General features: G+C 62.1%; 15 protein-coding genes. 4 read left to right on the forward strand and 11 right to left on the reverse strand.

Annotated features, from left to right (window positions below):
- Positions 1-31 precede the first annotated feature (31 nt).
- The 8 genes from HNQ65_RS05935 to HNQ65_RS05970 form a co-directional block, all read right to left on the reverse strand.
- Positions 32-1663, reverse strand: coding sequence for a bifunctional protein-serine/threonine kinase/phosphatase (locus HNQ65_RS05935; protein ID WP_184338577.1), 1632 nt, complete (start codon positions 1661-1663; stop codon positions 32-34).
- A gap of 28 nt (positions 1664-1691) precedes the next feature.
- Entirely contained in the window at positions 1692-2897 is a 1206-nt protein-coding gene (locus tag HNQ65_RS05940; protein ID WP_184338578.1) for an MFS transporter, read from the reverse strand.
- A 175-nt stretch (positions 2898-3072) separates the two neighbouring features.
- Positions 3073-4473, reverse strand: coding sequence for an alginate export family protein (locus tag HNQ65_RS05945; protein WP_184338579.1), 1401 nt, complete (start codon positions 4471-4473; stop codon positions 3073-3075).
- A gap of 89 nt (positions 4474-4562) precedes the next feature.
- Complete coding sequence (locus tag HNQ65_RS05950; protein WP_184338580.1) at positions 4563-5438, reverse strand: ABC transporter ATP-binding protein; 876 nt, start codon at positions 5436-5438, stop codon at positions 4563-4565.
- The gene (locus tag HNQ65_RS05955; RefSeq protein ID WP_184338581.1) at positions 5435-6355 is read right to left on the reverse strand and encodes an ABC transporter ATP-binding protein; all 921 of its coding nucleotides are present in this window, start codon (positions 6353-6355) and stop codon (positions 5435-5437) included. Before HNQ65_RS05955 ends, HNQ65_RS05950 begins: the two co-directional genes overlap by 4 nt.
- 20 nt (positions 6356-6375) lie before the next feature.
- Positions 6376-7260, reverse strand: coding sequence for a nitrate ABC transporter permease (gene ntrB, locus HNQ65_RS05960; protein WP_184338582.1), 885 nt, complete (start codon positions 7258-7260; stop codon positions 6376-6378).
- Positions 7261-7285: 25 nt separating this feature from the next.
- Positions 7286-8569, reverse strand: coding sequence for a CmpA/NrtA family ABC transporter substrate-binding protein (locus HNQ65_RS05965; protein ID WP_184338583.1), 1284 nt, complete (start codon positions 8567-8569; stop codon positions 7286-7288).
- The gene (locus HNQ65_RS05970; protein ID WP_184338584.1) at positions 8566-9666 is read right to left on the reverse strand and encodes a CmpA/NrtA family ABC transporter substrate-binding protein; all 1101 of its coding nucleotides are present in this window, start codon (positions 9664-9666) and stop codon (positions 8566-8568) included. Before HNQ65_RS05970 ends, HNQ65_RS05965 begins: the two co-directional genes overlap by 4 nt.
- A 91-nt stretch (positions 9667-9757) precedes the next feature.
- Here HNQ65_RS05970 and HNQ65_RS05975 point away from each other — a divergent pair, with 91 nt between their 5' ends.
- Positions 9758-10672, forward strand: coding sequence for a LysR family transcriptional regulator (locus HNQ65_RS05975; RefSeq protein ID WP_184338585.1), 915 nt, complete (start codon positions 9758-9760; stop codon positions 10670-10672).
- Here the strand turns inward: HNQ65_RS05975 and HNQ65_RS05980 are convergent.
- Positions 10583-11539: a hypothetical protein gene (locus HNQ65_RS05980; RefSeq protein ID WP_221306052.1), complete on the reverse strand. Its 957-nt coding sequence runs from the start codon at positions 11537-11539 to the stop codon at positions 10583-10585. The two genes, HNQ65_RS05975 and HNQ65_RS05980, sit on opposite strands and share 90 nt — an antisense overlap.
- On the reverse strand, positions 11536-12738 hold the full coding sequence (locus HNQ65_RS05985) for a magnesium transporter (RefSeq protein ID WP_246437714.1): 1203 nt from the start codon (positions 12736-12738) through the stop codon (positions 11536-11538). Before HNQ65_RS05985 ends, HNQ65_RS05980 begins: the two co-directional genes overlap by 4 nt.
- 97 nt (positions 12739-12835) lie before the next feature.
- On the opposite strand from HNQ65_RS05985, the gene HNQ65_RS05990 reads away from it, so the two are divergent.
- The 3 genes from HNQ65_RS05990 (at position 12836) to HNQ65_RS06000 (ending at position 14681) form a co-directional block, all read left to right on the forward strand.
- Positions 12836-13825: a rhomboid family protein gene (locus tag HNQ65_RS05990; RefSeq protein WP_184338587.1), complete on the forward strand. Its 990-nt coding sequence runs from the start codon at positions 12836-12838 to the stop codon at positions 13823-13825.
- A 46-nt stretch (positions 13826-13871) separates the two neighbouring features.
- Positions 13872-14045: a hypothetical protein gene (locus HNQ65_RS05995; RefSeq protein WP_184338588.1), complete on the forward strand. Its 174-nt coding sequence runs from the start codon at positions 13872-13874 to the stop codon at positions 14043-14045.
- 84 nt (positions 14046-14129) lie between these two features.
- Positions 14130-14681: a cob(I)yrinic acid a,c-diamide adenosyltransferase gene (locus tag HNQ65_RS06000; RefSeq protein ID WP_184338589.1), complete on the forward strand. Its 552-nt coding sequence runs from the start codon at positions 14130-14132 to the stop codon at positions 14679-14681.
- 30 nt (positions 14682-14711) lie between these two features.
- Here HNQ65_RS06000 and HNQ65_RS06005 read toward each other — a convergent pair whose 3' ends face one another.
- On the reverse strand, positions 14712-15395 hold the full coding sequence (locus HNQ65_RS06005) for an SDR family oxidoreductase (RefSeq protein WP_184338590.1): 684 nt from the start codon (positions 15393-15395) through the stop codon (positions 14712-14714).
- Positions 15396-15455 lie beyond the last annotated feature (60 nt).

The following is a 15455-nucleotide window of genomic DNA, read 5'->3' on the forward strand; positions in this document are numbered from 1 at the left end:
GCGGGGGTAGGGAAAGGCGGCGGGGGCGACGTCACTTCAGCGTGAGGAGCTTGAAGGCGAGGCAGAGCGTGGTGAGCAGCAGGATGAAGAATCCGATCTTGTAGAAGACGAGCGGGTTGCGCTCGATGAGGGGCGTGTCGGCCTCATGAAAGGGCTGCACACGGTCGGGGTGGCAGAGATCGTGCAGCAGCTCGGAGTAGTGCTGGTAGCGGCGCTGCGGCTGGATGGCGATGGCGCGATGGATGACGGCCTCCAGCCACGAGGGGATGTTGGGATTGATCCTGGAAAGCCTCCGCGCAGGATGGAAAACGGGCGTCTGAAAGCGCTCGATCTGGCCGTAAGGCAGGCGTCCAGCAAGAGCCTGGTATAATGTGACACCGATGGCGAAGACCTCCGTGCGCTCGCTGATAGGGGCCTCATGAAAGCGCTCTGGTGCCAGATAGCTGGCGGTGCCTGCACGGGAGGAGACGGAGAAGATGGCGGCGGCGCTGCCGAGGTCGACAAGCTTGAAGGTGAGGCGTGTGTAGTCACCGATGCAGAGGATATTCTCGGGCTTGATGTCGCCATGCGCGAGATCCAGGCGCAGCAGCACCTGCGCGGCCTCGGCGAGAAATTTTCCCAGCGCGATGGCGGAGTCCACCGAGAGTACGCGCTCCCGCAGCACAGCGGCGAGGCTGGGCGCATCCACAAACTCCATGAGATAGCAGCGCGTGGTGAGTGCGGGCGGCTCATAGGCACGCACAAAGTGGGAGGACTGCGCGCGGGTGGCGTTCCACACTTCATGCGAAAAAGCCTCCAGGTGCGGGGCGCTGTCGATGGCCTCCACGGGTGCAAACTTCATGACGACACGGTGGCCGTCTTTCTCTGCGAGCCATACGCGGCTGGTGCCGTGGAAGGAGCGGATGAGTTCGTAGCCGTCGATGACATCGCCCTTGTTCAAGGTAGCAGGGATGCTGAGGGAGCGTGCATTCATGGCGCGCAAGCGGCCGGTCTGCTGGATGTCCAGCACAAGGGCGCTCATGTCATCGAGCGTCTCGTCTTTGGCCTGCTGGCGTGCGGCGAGCACGATGCTGCGTGCGGAGCAGTGCTGGGAGAGCGCGGTGGTGAGATCGTGCTCGGAGATGTGATTGGAGACACCGTCGGAGCAGAGCATGGCCACATCGCCATCCTGCAGAGTGAGGGTGAAGCATGCGGGCTCCACCTCCGCCTGCATGCCGAGCGCTCGCGTGAGCACATTCGTGCGCTCCTTTTCCACATGCGGCGTGGAGAGCGTGTGCAGGCCGCCATTGCGCCAGAGATACACGGCGGAGTCTCCGAGATTGATGCCGTGCAGCGTGTCCCCCTCGATGACCACAGCAGCCAGCGTGGCCACCATCTCCGTGCGCTCATAGCGCACCTGGGACTCCTGATAGAGCGACTGATTGAGAATGCGGGCAAAAGTGGTGAGCGCCTGGCGCGGCGACCAGGAGCGCGGGCGTGCGCTGTAGTGCTCGATGAGCGAGCTGACGGCACGCTGCGCGGCCTCGCGTGCGGGTGCGCCGCTGCCTGCGCCATCGCTCAGCACGGCGATCACGGTTTCGTCCCACGCACGCAGCGCGAAGGCGTCCGAGGAGGGAGTGCCCTCCTCTCGCGCGATCCCGTGGCTGGTGGTGAGAATTTTCATGGCGGCGGCGTTTGATGAATGCAGAAAATCAGATGCGGGCCTCGGAGAGTGCGCCCCAGGTGGTGCGCCAGCGGATCTTCACCAGATTCAGCCCGATGAGCGCCAGCACGCACAGCGTGGCAAAGGCGAGCAGCCCGGCGAGGTAGCTGCCGGTGAGCCCTTTGGAATATCCCAGCGAGCTGGCGAGCATGAAGCCTCCGAGACCGCCACCGCAGCCGACAAGGCCGGTCATGACGCCGATGTCCTTGGCAAAGCGCTGCGGCAGCAGCTGGAAGACGGATCCATTGGCCATGCCAAAGGCGCAGGAGGCCAGAAAGAAGCCCAGCGCGCAGAGCGGCAGCGTGCCTGCAAAGGCCGCGAGCACCAGCGCCAGCGCGGCAGCCAGGAAGAACACATGCAGCGCGCGGATGCCGCCGAGGCGGTCTGCCAGCGCACCACCCACCGGCCTGCCCAGCGCACCGACCAGCGTGCACATGGCCGCCCAGGTGCCGGCCTCGACCGGGGCGAGGTGAAACTCGGAGGTGAAGTAAATGATGAGGGAGGCAGCCAGGCCGGAGAAACCGCCGAAGCTGATGGTGTAGAAGAAGCAGAACCAGTGCGCGTCTTTTTCCTTGAGCAGATGGGCGTAGTCCACGAGGCGCTTCTTTTTCACCTGCACCTGCGCCTCCTTGGAAAAGATGATGTAGCAGGCCAGCACGAGCACCAGCGGAATGAGCGCAAGGCCAAAGACCGCATTCCAGCCGTAGATGACGGCGAGGCGCGGAGCCATGATCGCATCAATGACGACGCCCACATTTCCCGCGCCGGCCAGGCCGAGCACCAGGCCCTGCATGTGCGGCGGGTACCAGCGGCCCGCCTGCGGCAACGCCACGGCAAAGCTGGCGCCGGCCACGCCGAGCACCACACCGAGCATGAGCGTGTGGGAGAACTGATGCAGGCCGGTGAGCCAGGCGGTGGTCATGCCCGCGATGACGATGAGCTGGGCGATGATGCCGGTGTTCTTGGCCCCGATGCGGTCCACCAGCATGCCGAGCAGGATGCGGATGAAGGCACCCGAGAGATAGGGCACGGCCACCATGAGCCCCTTCTGCTGGGGGGGGAGGCCCAGCGTGGTGCCGATCTGCGCGCCGAGCGCGCCGAGGATGGTCCACACCATGAAGCTGACGTCAAAGTAGAGGAATGAGGTGAGCAGCGTGGGCCAGTGGCCTGAGGTCTTGAGAGTGGAAAGTTTCATGAGGGGGCGTTGGTTGGCGGTGTCTTTCTCATGAGCCTCAGGCGTGCCAAAATCGACACGACAGTTAAATAACGGTTTGAATGTTTTTTATATAATCCATCAATTTCGTTCATGCATAAATCCAGCCATCCACCGCTGAAGCCCGTGCGGAGGATGGCTGGGAGGCGTGGTGAGATCAGAAGTCAATCTGCATCTGCACGTAGCCAAACTGGGCGTTGCTGCCGGCACCGGTCTGCTTGAGGTAGTCTCCGGCGATGAAGTAGCTGTAACCCGTGAGAATGTTCACGTGCGGGTTGAGCTTGTAGCTGACGGTGAAGTCCAGCTCCTGGCCGCGGAAGCTGCTGGCATTCATGGCGGCGGTGTTGACGGGGCGCACCTTGGTGGTGCCATTGGCACGATACCAGGCGTCGGCGTTGTTGGCATTCCAGTAGAGGTGGTAGTCCAGCATCACCTTCATCTTGGCGGTGGGCATGAAGCTGAAGTTCACCTGGGGGTTGTACATGTTCATCCAGCCGGTGGTGTCCATGTAGCCGTAGAAGAGGTGGTTGGTGGGAAAGAGATTCTGAAAGGTGCCCACCTTCTTGTCATTCGGGTCGCCGTCTCCGCTGGCATAGTTGAACTGCAGGCCAAAGCGTGGCTTCCAGGGGGATTTGAGCCAGTTGTAGCCGACCGCCCAGTGGCCTGCATACGCGGTCAGCGAGCGTCCGCCCACCTTGCCGGTTTGGAAGTCCATCTCTGTTTCATAGTCAAAGCCCCTCAGCTTCTTGGGATCCCCCTTCCAGAGAGTGCCCAGAGTGACAAAGCTGGTCGCGCCGATGGGTGTGCCAAAGGTGGCCTGGCCGTCATCCCGGTAATGCAGGGCGTAGAAGTCCGTGGTGGTGTTGAAAGGCACAAACAACGTGCTGAAGTAAACCCCGCTGAGGAAGGCATTGCGGTGGTCCGCTTGGTTGAGCAGATCGGACTTGTTCCACTGGTAGTTAGTAAAATTCACCGGGCTGGCGGTGAAGGCGTCCACAGACCACTTGGTGGCGGTGTAGCGAAACTTGAAGGCGTCAAAGGTGCGCGCCTGATTCGCCCACTCCAGAGGTCCGATGAGACGCTGATCTCCAAAGGCCAGGAACTGGCGGCCCAGTGTGGAGCTGAAGCCCTTCTTGGCATTTCCGATCTGGATGTAGGCCTTGAGGACGTCGAAGATGTCGTCCCCTTCAGCGCCATTCACGCCAATCGTGTGGCCACGGTCTCCGCCGATCTCGCGGACATCCTGGCCCTGCACGTAGAGCTTGATCCAGGGATTGATGTCATACCCGACGCCAAGGCGAAAGCGCTGGAGCAGCCAGGCGGCGTCCTGCACGCTGTTGACGGCGCTGTTAAAGTCGAAGTTGTTGTCACGGATTTCGTAGCGCATTTTCTCCTGCACATCGAAGGTGAAGTTCCCCATCTTCATGGGGGCATACGTCGGAGGCGGAGGAGCGAGGGTGAAGCCCGGCACAGGAGCCGGGGCGGCGGTCTTGGGCGCGGGAGTCTGGGAAGACGCGGCCGAGACGGCGGCCAGAAGGAACGGGACGAGCCTTTTCATGGGGAGTCGGGTGATGGATTGTGTGTATGTTATTTTATGGTATGTGCACGTGGTGCCTGCAGGCGGATATGCAGGCGTTGTCGTTTCGGCTAGGCGGCGGCAGGGAAAGGGGTGCCGTGGGTGGCGAGCTCCGCGGCCATGTCCGGCGAGGGGACAAACTGCGGGTCACGGCTGGGGCGGATGTGGGAGCGGTCGTTCAGGTAGGTGATGAGGTGCTCCCGCAGCTCGTAGTAGCGGGGATCCTCCATGATCTCCCGGCGGTTGCGCGGGCGCTCAAAGGGGATCTGCAGGATGTCCCCCACCTCGGCCTCGGGGCCGTCCGTCATCATGATGACGCGGTCGGAGAGAAAGATGGCCTCGTCCACGTCATGAGTCACCATGAGGGTGGTGATGCGGTTGCGCCGCCAGAGATCGAGCAGCACCTCCTGCAGTTCGTAGCGGGTGAGTGAGTCGAGCATGCCAAAGGGCTCGTCCAGCAGCAGCATCTTGGGCTGCAGGGCAAAGGCACGGGCGATGCCCACACGCTGGCGCATGCCCTGGGAGAGCTCCCCGGGGTATTTGTGCATGGCCTCCCCGAGACCGACGATGGTGAGATAGTACTCGGCCATCTGGCGGCGCTCGGATTTGCTGGCGGTGAAATACACCTGGTTCACCCCGAGCATGACGTTCTCAAAAGCCGTCATCCACGGCAGCAGGCAGGGAGACTGGAAGACGATGCCGCGGTCCGGGCCGGGTCCGGCGGCCTCGCGTCCGGCCAGGATCATGTTTCCCTGGCTGAGATCACTCAGCCCGGCCACCATCATGAGCACGGTGCTTTTGCCGCAGCCGCTGTGGCCGATGAGGGCGGCAAACTCACCCTCCTTGAGCTTGAGATTGAAGTTTTTGACGATCGTCAGCGGCCCCTTGGGGCTGTCGTAGGTCTTCCACAGACGATCCAGTTCGAGCATGGGGAGTGTTGAGCTCATGCTGCCACCTCCACTTCTTCACGCTTGTTGTCTCCGCGGCGTTTGGGACCGGAGCGGTTGAGGAACTGCAGGGAGTTCACGGTGGTAAGATCCTCCGGCAGAATGTCTGGAAGAGTGACGTGCACAGCAGATTTGACTTTGTTGCGGCCTTTGGCGTCCAGCAGCGTACCGATGAGCTGCGAGCGGAGCTTTTTGAATTTGGGATCATGATTGAGCGTGCGGCGGTCACGCGGACGCTCGAGATCGACGAGGATGGGCTCTCCGAGCGTGGCGGGTGCGGTGGGCAGCAGCGGAATGACGCGGTCCGCCAGCAGCAGCGCCTCGTCCGGATCATTGGTGATCCAGAGCACGGTGGTGAGGTTTTCACGCCAGATCTCGCTGATCTCATCCTGAATCTGCGCGCGGGTGAGGGCATCGAGCGCGCTGAGGGGCTCGTCCAGCAGGAGCACCTTGGGGTTCATGGCCAGCGTGCGCGCCACAGAGACGCGCTGGCGCATGCCGCCGGAGAGCTCCTTGGGCAGCTTGTGGGAGGCGTGGCCCAGCTTCACCATGGTGATGAATTTGTTCACGTGCTCCTTGCGCTGCTCGGGCGTCCAGTCTTTGAAGACTTCATCTACCGCCAGAGCGATGTTTTCCTCCACGGTGAGCCATGGCAGCAGCGAGTAGTTTTGGAAGACCAGCCCGCGATCCGGGCCCGGACCGGTGATGGTTTCACCGGCGATCGTCGCCACGCCGGAGTCGGGTTTCACCAGACCGGAGATGAGATTGATCAGCGTGGACTTGCCAGAGCCGGAGTAACCGACGATGACAACGAACTCGCCTTGTTCAATGGAGAGGTTGATGTCCTTGAGGATCTCAGACCTTGATCCTTTCCCTCCATAGCCCTTTGAGGCACCTTTGATTTCGATAAGCGGCATATCGGTATCGGTTGAAGGTTTTATGCGGTTTTGAAGCGGGATTCGACCACGCTCATAAGACGGTCGAGGACGTAGCCGACGACGCCGATGGTGAGGATGCAGAGAATGATGTGGGCGTAGCTGTTGGCATTGTACTGCTGCCAGAGGAAGCCGCCGACACCAGGGCGGCCGGTGAGCATCTCCACAGCCACGATGACGAGCCAGGCGATGCCGAGGCTGAGGCGGAAGCCGGTGAACATGTAGGGCAGTGTGGCCGGCACGAGCACCTTCCACAGCGTGCGGGATTTGGAGAGTTTCAGCACCTTGGCCACATTGAGGTAATCCTGCGGCACGGCACGCACCCCCACGGCGGTGTTCATGACGGTGGGCCACATGGCGCAGATGGCGATGGTGAACAGAGCGGCGGCATCTGAGGCACCAAAGGTGGTGCGGCCGTCGGAGTTGACGAACTTGATCCCGCTGAAGAGGATCATGCCCAGCGGCAGCCAGGCCAGCGGTGAAACGGGCCGCAGCACCTGGATGAGCGGATCAAACGCCTGGGTGAACTTCTTTGAGAGGCCGAGGAAGAAGCCGATGGGCGTGCCAATGACCAGGGCGATGAAATACCCCTCCGCCACGAGCACGAGTGACATCCAGGTGAACCGCAGTATGCCCTGATCCAGCTCTCCACGTTTCGCAAAGGGCTCGGTGATGTAGAGCCTGCTGGCCGTCCAGGTCTCCCCGGGCGTGGGCAGGTCTGCCGAGAGACCTTCGCGTTTGGTGACTTTAACCTTGTCGCCAAATTCATCCACTTTTTCAGTCGTGATGGATTTTCCGGCAATCAAATACCAGAAAAGCCCACAAACTAATATTGCTGCCACCGGCAAAAGGATGGATTCGAGCTTGAAGCGTTGGATCAGGTGCATAATACGGCTATGCGGTTTGGGGTTATCAGGCTTTGAGGGTTTTGACCGCAAAGGACGCGGCGTAGGCTTCCAGGTCGGCCTTTGGATCAAAGGTGACGCCGTCGAAAAGGGTTTCCGGCTTGTCATCGGCACCACCGTGGGTGTAGCCGATCTCCTTCATAGCCTCCTCGTAGATATCCGAGCGCATGACCTGCTTTGCCACGCCTTCGTAATCAGGGGCGGTGTCCACAAAACCCCAGCGGCGGAGCTGCGTGAGCCACCACTTGGCGTACTTGGCCTGCGGGTAGTTGCAGTTGCGATCGCTGAAGATCATGTAGTTCGGGTCCTTGTACTTGCGGCCGTCTCCCATGTTGTACTTGCCCTGCAGACGGCCGAGGATGGCCTCGGGCGGGCAGTTGATGTAGGTCGCAGCGCTGACGATTTTTGCCTGCTCCTCGCGGTTTTCCATCTTGTCGAGCCAGACGCTGGCCTCATGCAGGGCCTTGAGCACGGCCTTGACGGTCTTGGGATTTTTTGCGGCAAACTCCTCGGTGAAGGCGCAGACTTTTTCCGGGTGATCCTTCCAGATACCCTGAGTGGCTATGGAGGTGTAGCCGATCTCGTCGGCGATGGTCTTGGCATTCCAGGGCTCGCCCACGCAGAAGCCGTCCATCTTGCCGACCTTCATGTTGGCCACCATCTGGGGAGGCGGCACGGTGATGAGGGAGATGTCCGCACCGGCACCGGCGGCGTCTCCAGGGTTGATGCCGCCGGCGGCAAGGTAGTAGCGCAGCCACATGGCATGCGTTCCCGGCGGGAAGGTCATGGCAAAGGTGAGCGGATTTCCCTTGGCCTTGGCTTCATCGACGAAAGGCTTCAATGCCTTGGGGTCATCAGCCACCTTGCCTTTGAAGGTGTTGGAAAGGGTAATGGCCTGGCCATTACGGTTGACGATCCACGGCACGATCATCGGTTTCTTCGGAGCGCCGCCCAGACCCATGGTGCTGGCGATGGGCATGCCGAGGAGCATGTGCGTGGCCTGGATGTCGCCATTGGTGAGGGAGTCGCGGATGGCGGCCCAGCTAGCACCTTTGCTGACGGTGGAGTTGATACCGTATTTTTTGAAGAGACCCTTTTCATGCGCCACCACGATGCTGGAGCAGTCGGTGAGGGCGATCATGCCGAACTTCAGGTCGGTGGTTTCTGGGGCGGCGGAAGCGTAGGCTGAGCCCACCCAGCCCTGAGGCAGGCCGGAGAAGAGGGCGCCGAGACCGGCGGTGGCGCCGGAGCGGAGGAGGGAGCGACGAGTGTGCGTAGCGGATGGATTCATGCTTTGAGTTGCTGGATGCGTTTGCTGGTTTTGTTGCTGGCGGCGGCTTTGGCTTGAGGGAAAGAGAGATCGGCAGTCCAGGCCTCCCGCATTGCGGTGCCGCCTGCGGCGTACTGGGCGCTGGTAATGAGGCCGTGGGCGATGAACTGATCGAGCAGCCAGCGGCCGCGATCACTCACCGGTGTGTTGGCATCCCGACGGTGGAAGATGTGGAAGTCGGTCACATCCACGGACTTCTCGGTGCCGAGGTCCAGCGGGCCGATGAGAGAGCGCTTGAGGATTTTTTCACTGACGGAGAAGTAGCCGCTGCCGGCCAGAATGCGGACGACCTCGGGGCGGTTCTCCCGCAGATCGCAAAACTGGCAAGCCTCCTTCAAGGCGCTGATGACGGCCTCCACCTCCGCAGAGTGTGTGGTGACAAACTGCTCGGTTGTAAGCAGCACCTTTTCAGGATGCTCTGGTACGAGCTGCGCGCTGGTGGCGGCGATCCAGCCGATACCCTGCTCCACGGCGTAGGAGTTCCATGGCTCGCCAACGCAGTAACCGTCGATGAGCCCCTCGGCGAGGCTGGAGGTCATCTGAGTGGGCGGAAGGGCGACGATGCGCACGTCCTTCTCCACATCAATGCCGCCCGACTGCAACCACTGGCGCAGCAGGAAGCAGTGGGAGGCGTAACGCGACACCATGGCAAAGGTGAAGCGGCGGCTGAAGGTGCTGCGGATGAGTTTTTTCAGGCTGGCGGCATCGCGCACGCCGCGGTTCCAAAGATCGCGGCTGAGAGTGATGGCATTGCCATGAAGATTGAAGACAAATGGGGCCACCACGCGGCAAGGCGGTGAGCTGAGCCCGAGGCGCAGGGCGAGCGCCAGGCCGGCAATGGCGTGTGCGGCATCCAGCTGGCCGTAGAGGAGCTTTTCGCGGACGGTAGCCCAGCCGACTTCGCAGCTCAGCTCCACCCGGGCGCCGTGTTTGCCGAAGAGATCCAGGTGCCTCGCCACCAGGAGAGGCGCGCAATCCACAAGCGGGATGAACCCGATGCGGACCGGCTTATAGGAGGCGGAGACAGCAGGCTTTTCGATCTGGGTGAGCTTCGGCATGCCCGAACATATCAGCAGCCTCAGGACCAGAAGCGATATTTCCCGCATAAACAACGCGCAAACTTTTTCAATCGATGTATGAATTTCATTCATGGATCAAGCCATCGACACCCGACAGCTCCGCGCCTTTGTTCGCCTGGCGCGCAGCGGCAGCTTCACCCAGACCGGCCGCGAGCTGCACCTGACACAGAGCGCCGTCAGCCATGCCATCAAGTCCCTGGAGACGGATCTGGGCAGCACTCTTTTCCACCGGCAGGGCAAGCGTGTGCACCTCACGCATGCCGGGCGCGAGCTGCTGCCGCATGCAGAATCCATCCTGCAGTCCATGAGCCATGCGCGCTCCGTTCTCGGCACGCTGGACCAGACGCCGCGCGGGCGGCTTCGCATAGGCTGCACCACGGCGGCGGCGCAGTTCATTCTGCCCACGGTGCTGCGGGAGTTTAAGGAGTCTTTTCCTCTTTATGAGATCAAGGTCACGTGCGGAGAGACGCCGGACACGATCGACCGGCTGGTGAACAACGAGGTGGATCTGGCAGTGAGCCTGCGACCGATGGATGTGTCCCGCATGAACTGCCACGCCATCTTTGATGACGAGCTGGAGTTTCTCGTCTCACCCCTGCACCGCTGGGCGCAGAACAAGCCGAAGCTGAAGGACGCGGCCAACGAGACCTTCATCGTAGCCAGCCGCAACAGCCTGAACTTTGCCATGATCCAGGAGTACTTTTTGAAGAACGGCGTCCGGCTGAACTCCTTCATCGAGCTGGGCAGCTCAGATGCGGCGGTGGAGCTGGCCAAGCTGGGGATCGGCGTGGCGATCGCGGCGCAGTGGATTGCGCGTGGAGAGATCGAGGCGGGGCAGCTGATCGCGCTGCCGCTGCCGAAGTCCAAGCTCAAAAGGCGCTGGATCGTCTCAGCCCTAAAGAACCGCCCGCTGAACCTGCCGGAGCGCACCTTCATCGGCCTGTGCGAGGAGGTGGGCCGGCGTATGGGAGATGGCAAGCTCTGAGAGCGTGAGGCACACGGACTGCAGCCTGCGTCGCAGCTCGACCGCTTGCTGCGCCAGTGCGCGCTGCTCGCGCTCATACTGCGCGCGGCCTTCGGGATTTTCAATTTTAAGCGCTTCGTAGCCGAGCGCCGCGAGATCATAGGGACTGGCGCGCATGTCGAGATCTCGCCCGCGCATGGCCAGCTCAAAGCATTCGCCGATGAGGTCAGAGCCAGTCCAGGGCCAGAGCTTGGAGGACCATTTGTAGAGGTCCATGTTGGCGTGCAGGCAGGCGCCCTGCTCAAAATCCGGACGGGTTTCGAGCGTGGGGTTCAGCACATTGAGCGGACGCGCCTCCGGCGTGAAGAAGCGGTAGGCGTCGTAGTGGGAGCAGCACACGGTCAGTGAATTGACAAAGGCGGCGAGCTCATCCGGCGGCAGGCGCAGCTCATAGCCCTGATGCCTCACTTCGTCCGCACTCTGGCGGTACACCATGGCCCACTCGTGCAGACCGTAGCAGGAGAAGCGCCCTGCCCTGCCAAGGATGCGCGCGCAGAGCGTGGCCACCCAGGAGGCAAAGTCCGCCTCACGCAGGGTAAAGCGACGTGTGTCGAGATGCAGCAGCCCGTTTGCCTGCACAAAGCGGTCGCCCTGCAGCCAGGGGTATGAGGCGAGATCTTCCGCCGTGCATTCAAGGCCGACGCCTGCTGGCGGCACCCACTGCTTGAGCCGTGCCGGGGCAAAGCTGTAGTAAGTGAAGAGGAAATCGTGCACGGGGTGCTTGGTGCCGCGGCTGCGGCGGTCCACAAAGGCGTCTGCCAGCGCCTCCACACGCGCCGCATGGGCCTGCATGCGTGCGCGCCACTGCTCCCTGCCCCAGATGATCATGGCACGAGCAGCGTGGCCAGACCAAGGAAGGTGCCCATGCTGATGACATCCGTGGCGGTGGTGAGGAAGATGCTGGAGGCGGTGGCGGGGTCGGTGCCCAGTTTTCGCAGCAGCAGCGGGATGAGCGCGCCGCTGAGGCCGCTGACCACACAGCTGGAGGTCATGGCCAGCCACACCACACCCGCCAGCGTGAGGGCGTGGGGATTGGCATTGTAGCGTGCATAGGCCCACATGCCGATGCCTGCGGAGATGCCGACCAGCATGCCATTGAGCAGGCCGAGGAGCCCTTCCTTGAGCACGAGCTGGCGCTCCTCTCCGGGCTTCAGGTCTCCGAGCGTCATACCACGCAGCGCCACGGCCAGGGCCTGGCAGCCGGTATTTCCAGACTGGCCCGCCAGCACGGGGAGAAAGACGGCCAGCAGCACCATGCGGTCCAGCGTGCCCTGAAACACACCCACCACAGCGGCTGCGACGAAGCAGGTGACGAGATTGATCTGCAGCCAGGGGTGGCGGAAGCGCAGGCTGCGCAGCAGTGGCGTGGAGAGGCGCTCCTCCTTTTCCACACCGACCATGGAGCCGACCTGCGCGCTGATCTCGATGGCGCGCGCCTCAAAGAGCGCCTGGCCGCGCACGAGGCCCAGCAGGATGCCGCCCTGATCACACACGGGATAGACGGGGTAGTGCTTGTTCACGACGACGCGCATGGCCTCGGTTAGCTCCATGGCGGGGTCCAGGGTGAAAGGCTCCCGGATCATGATGTCCTCCAGCCGCGCCTCCGGTGCTGCGAGCATGAGATCACGCATGACGAGGAGGCCTTTGAGGTGACCGGCTTCGTCCGTGATGTAGCCGTAGGTGACGAAGGCCTTTTTGCTGAGGCTGCGCACCTCCTCGATGGTGTCCCGCGCGGTGGCGTCAGGACGGAAGACGGCCACGGGCGCCTCCATGAGCCAGCCAATGCTGTCCTCCGGATACTCGCGGTTTTTCTCCCACTGGCGGGCCTTCTGCACAGGCACAAAGGTGAGGGCCGCGGTGCGCGGCTGCTCCTGCATCTCCTCCAGCACCTGCTGGGCCACCATGGGGTTGAGCTGCTGCAGCACGCGGGCGGCGTCCTCCCCGGAGGCCCGCTCCAGCAGGTCTGCGGCATCGTGGGCTCCGCTCTGGGAGACGGCGTCTAGCAGGGATTCAGAGGACGATTTCATACTGCACGCCGGCAGCGTAACAGCATGGTGCGGGCTTGTCATCGCGAACGAGAAAAAAACCTCGCACAGCGAGCGCGTAGAAGGCACATTGGAGGACATGTCCCTGTATGACCGAGACTACATGCGTGAAGATGCCCCCGGCTCTGAGAGCCGTACGGCCTCGGGTCCCACAGCGTTTCATGTGATCCTGGGCATCAACATCGCGGTGTTTGTACTGCAGTATGTCTTCGAGACCGGCTGGATGCGGGACCCGATGACCGGCGCGGCCATGCCGATCGGCGGTGTGAGCCTGGACGAGCTGGCGCACGGGAATGTGTGGACGCTCTTCAGCTACATGTTTGTGCACGGCGGTGTGGGCCACTTCATGCTGAACATGATGCTGCTGTGGTTTGCCGGGCGCGGGGTGCAGCAGCTCTTTGGCAGCTTTCACTTTACCATGATCTACCTGGTCTCCGGCATCGCCGGGGCGGCGGCGGAGATGGCGGTGAACGGGCTGCTGGAGGGAGACACCAGCACGACGCTGATCGGGGCTTCGGCCTCTGACTTTGGCCTGCTGATGGCGCTGGCGGTGCGTCAACCGGGAGAAAAAATCACGGCTTTCATCTATTTCATCATTCCCATCCAGATCCGTTTGTGGACGCTGGCCAAGGGGCTCTTCATCCTGCAGCTGGTGTTTGGACTGGCGAGCGTGCTTTTCCATGTGCTGCCGGAGGGCATGAAGATCGCGTATTTTGCCCATCTGGGTGGCGCGGCGCTGGGATGGTTTTATGCCCGCAGCCTGGGCTATGGCAGCCGCCCGATGTCGTATGCCAGCCAGTGGCAGCCGGTGCCTTACCAGCAGCAACAGCGCAAGCCCGCGATGGCACGCTCCACCGCCTCAAGACCACCCTCCGAGCTGGATGTGGACACTGTGCCTCTACCAAGACGACGCCCGCAAAAAACCCTGGAAGAGCTAATGGAAGAGGATGTGAACCCGCTGCTGGACAAGATCAGCCGCTACGGCAAGGACAGCCTGACACCGGAGGAGCAGCGCAAGCTGGAACACAGCAGCAATGAGCTGAAGCGCCGCCAGTCCGGCGATGCCTGAACCTGCGCCCTGCTCCTAGCCACACCTGACGCCCCGCTACCGAGCCATGCTGAACACGCGCTCCACACGCATCGCCGCAGCCTTGCTGCTGGCGCTGCTTTTTGGGTGGATCGTGCGAGCACATCGGAAAGATGGCACAGATACCCAACCCACAGACACTCCAGCACCACCGACTGCCATACAGGAGCCGCCCACCCAGAGCGTGCTGAATAACGAGTAGTCCGCTCGCTGCATCTTGAGGCATCCTTTGCGCTCTGGCATTCGTCATCCAGAGTTGCCGCTTCACGTCATTAATTTTCCTACCATGTCCATCGCCACCCGCAAAGGAGACCAAGGCCAGACCGATTTGCTGTTTGGATGCCGACTGACCAAGTCCCACCCGCGAGTTCATGCGCTGGGTGCGGTGGATGAGCTGAACGCCGCACTGGGTCCGCTGCGCATCGCGGCACTGCGTGCAGAGACGCGGGAGATCGTGCCGCAGGTGCAGCGATGGCTCATCGAGCTGATGGGAGAACTTGCCACCCCTCCAGGAGAAGAGGCCCGTTATGTAGCCACGCACCCAGAGCACATCTCCTCCAAGCATGTGCTGTGGCTGGATGAATGGGTGGCGAATCTGGAAGCCGGTGGTGCCCTGAAGTTTAAAGGCTGGGCCCTGCCTGGAGAAGCAGGTGTGATGAGCGGCGCCTATGCCGACCTGGCCCGCGTAGCCTGCCGACGTGCTGAGCGCAATGTCATCGACCTGCTAGGCACCCCTGACGAGGCACCGAATGCAGAGCTGATCCGTTTTTTAAACCGACTCTCCGATGTGCTGTGGCTGCTGGCACGCTGGGAGGAACAGAGTGCAGCGACAGAGTAGCGGCTTTTTAAAGCCCCTGCCCGCCGAGATTCAACTCCAGCGCCGAATGCGGCTGTCGAGCTGGAAGACCTGCCCGCTCACATTTTCCATGCTTTGGAGAAAGGCGATGAAGCGAGCGGCATCCTGAGGGCTGTTGAGGCGGCCGAGGACGTGAGAACCGAGGAGATCATCCTTCCTCGCGGCGTCTTCTATCAGGTGGCGAGTCATCTTGGTGTCCAGAAAGCCGGGCAGGATGCAGTTGGCGCGGATGTTTCGTGGGCCGTATTCCTTTGCAGTGCTCTGCGTCAGGCCGATGAGCCCTGCTTTGGCTGCAGCGTAGTTCGCCTGTCCAGCGGGGCCGCTGAGGGCAGAGTAGGAACCGATATTGATGATGTGGCCGTGGCGCTGCCGGGACATGAGCTTTACGGCGGCCTGCGTGGTGAAAAACGCGCCCTTCAGGTTCACATTCACGACGTGGTCGAAATCGGCCTCGGACATCTTGAGCGTAGAGGCGTCACAACAGACGCCAGCGTTGTTGATGAGTAAATCAAGACCAGTCAGTGTGGCGAAGAAGGCGCGCACGGAATCGGCACAGGTCACATCCATCGCAGCACGTCCGGGAGCGAGGACAGTGAAGCCTGCACACTGAAGCTCTGCGGCAATGGCCTGCGCCAAATCCCCCGCTCCGCCGGTGATGACGGCGGTGCGTGGGTGGGATGTGGCGGGCGTGGACATGCGGAGAAGCGGCGGCTGGCGGAACAAGTGAGCAGGACGAATGTGGATGTCCGCCCTGCA

It is taken from the genome of Prosthecobacter vanneervenii (genome assembly GCF_014203095.1).
Classification (GTDB): domain Bacteria; phylum Verrucomicrobiota; class Verrucomicrobiia; order Verrucomicrobiales; family Verrucomicrobiaceae; genus Prosthecobacter; species Prosthecobacter vanneervenii.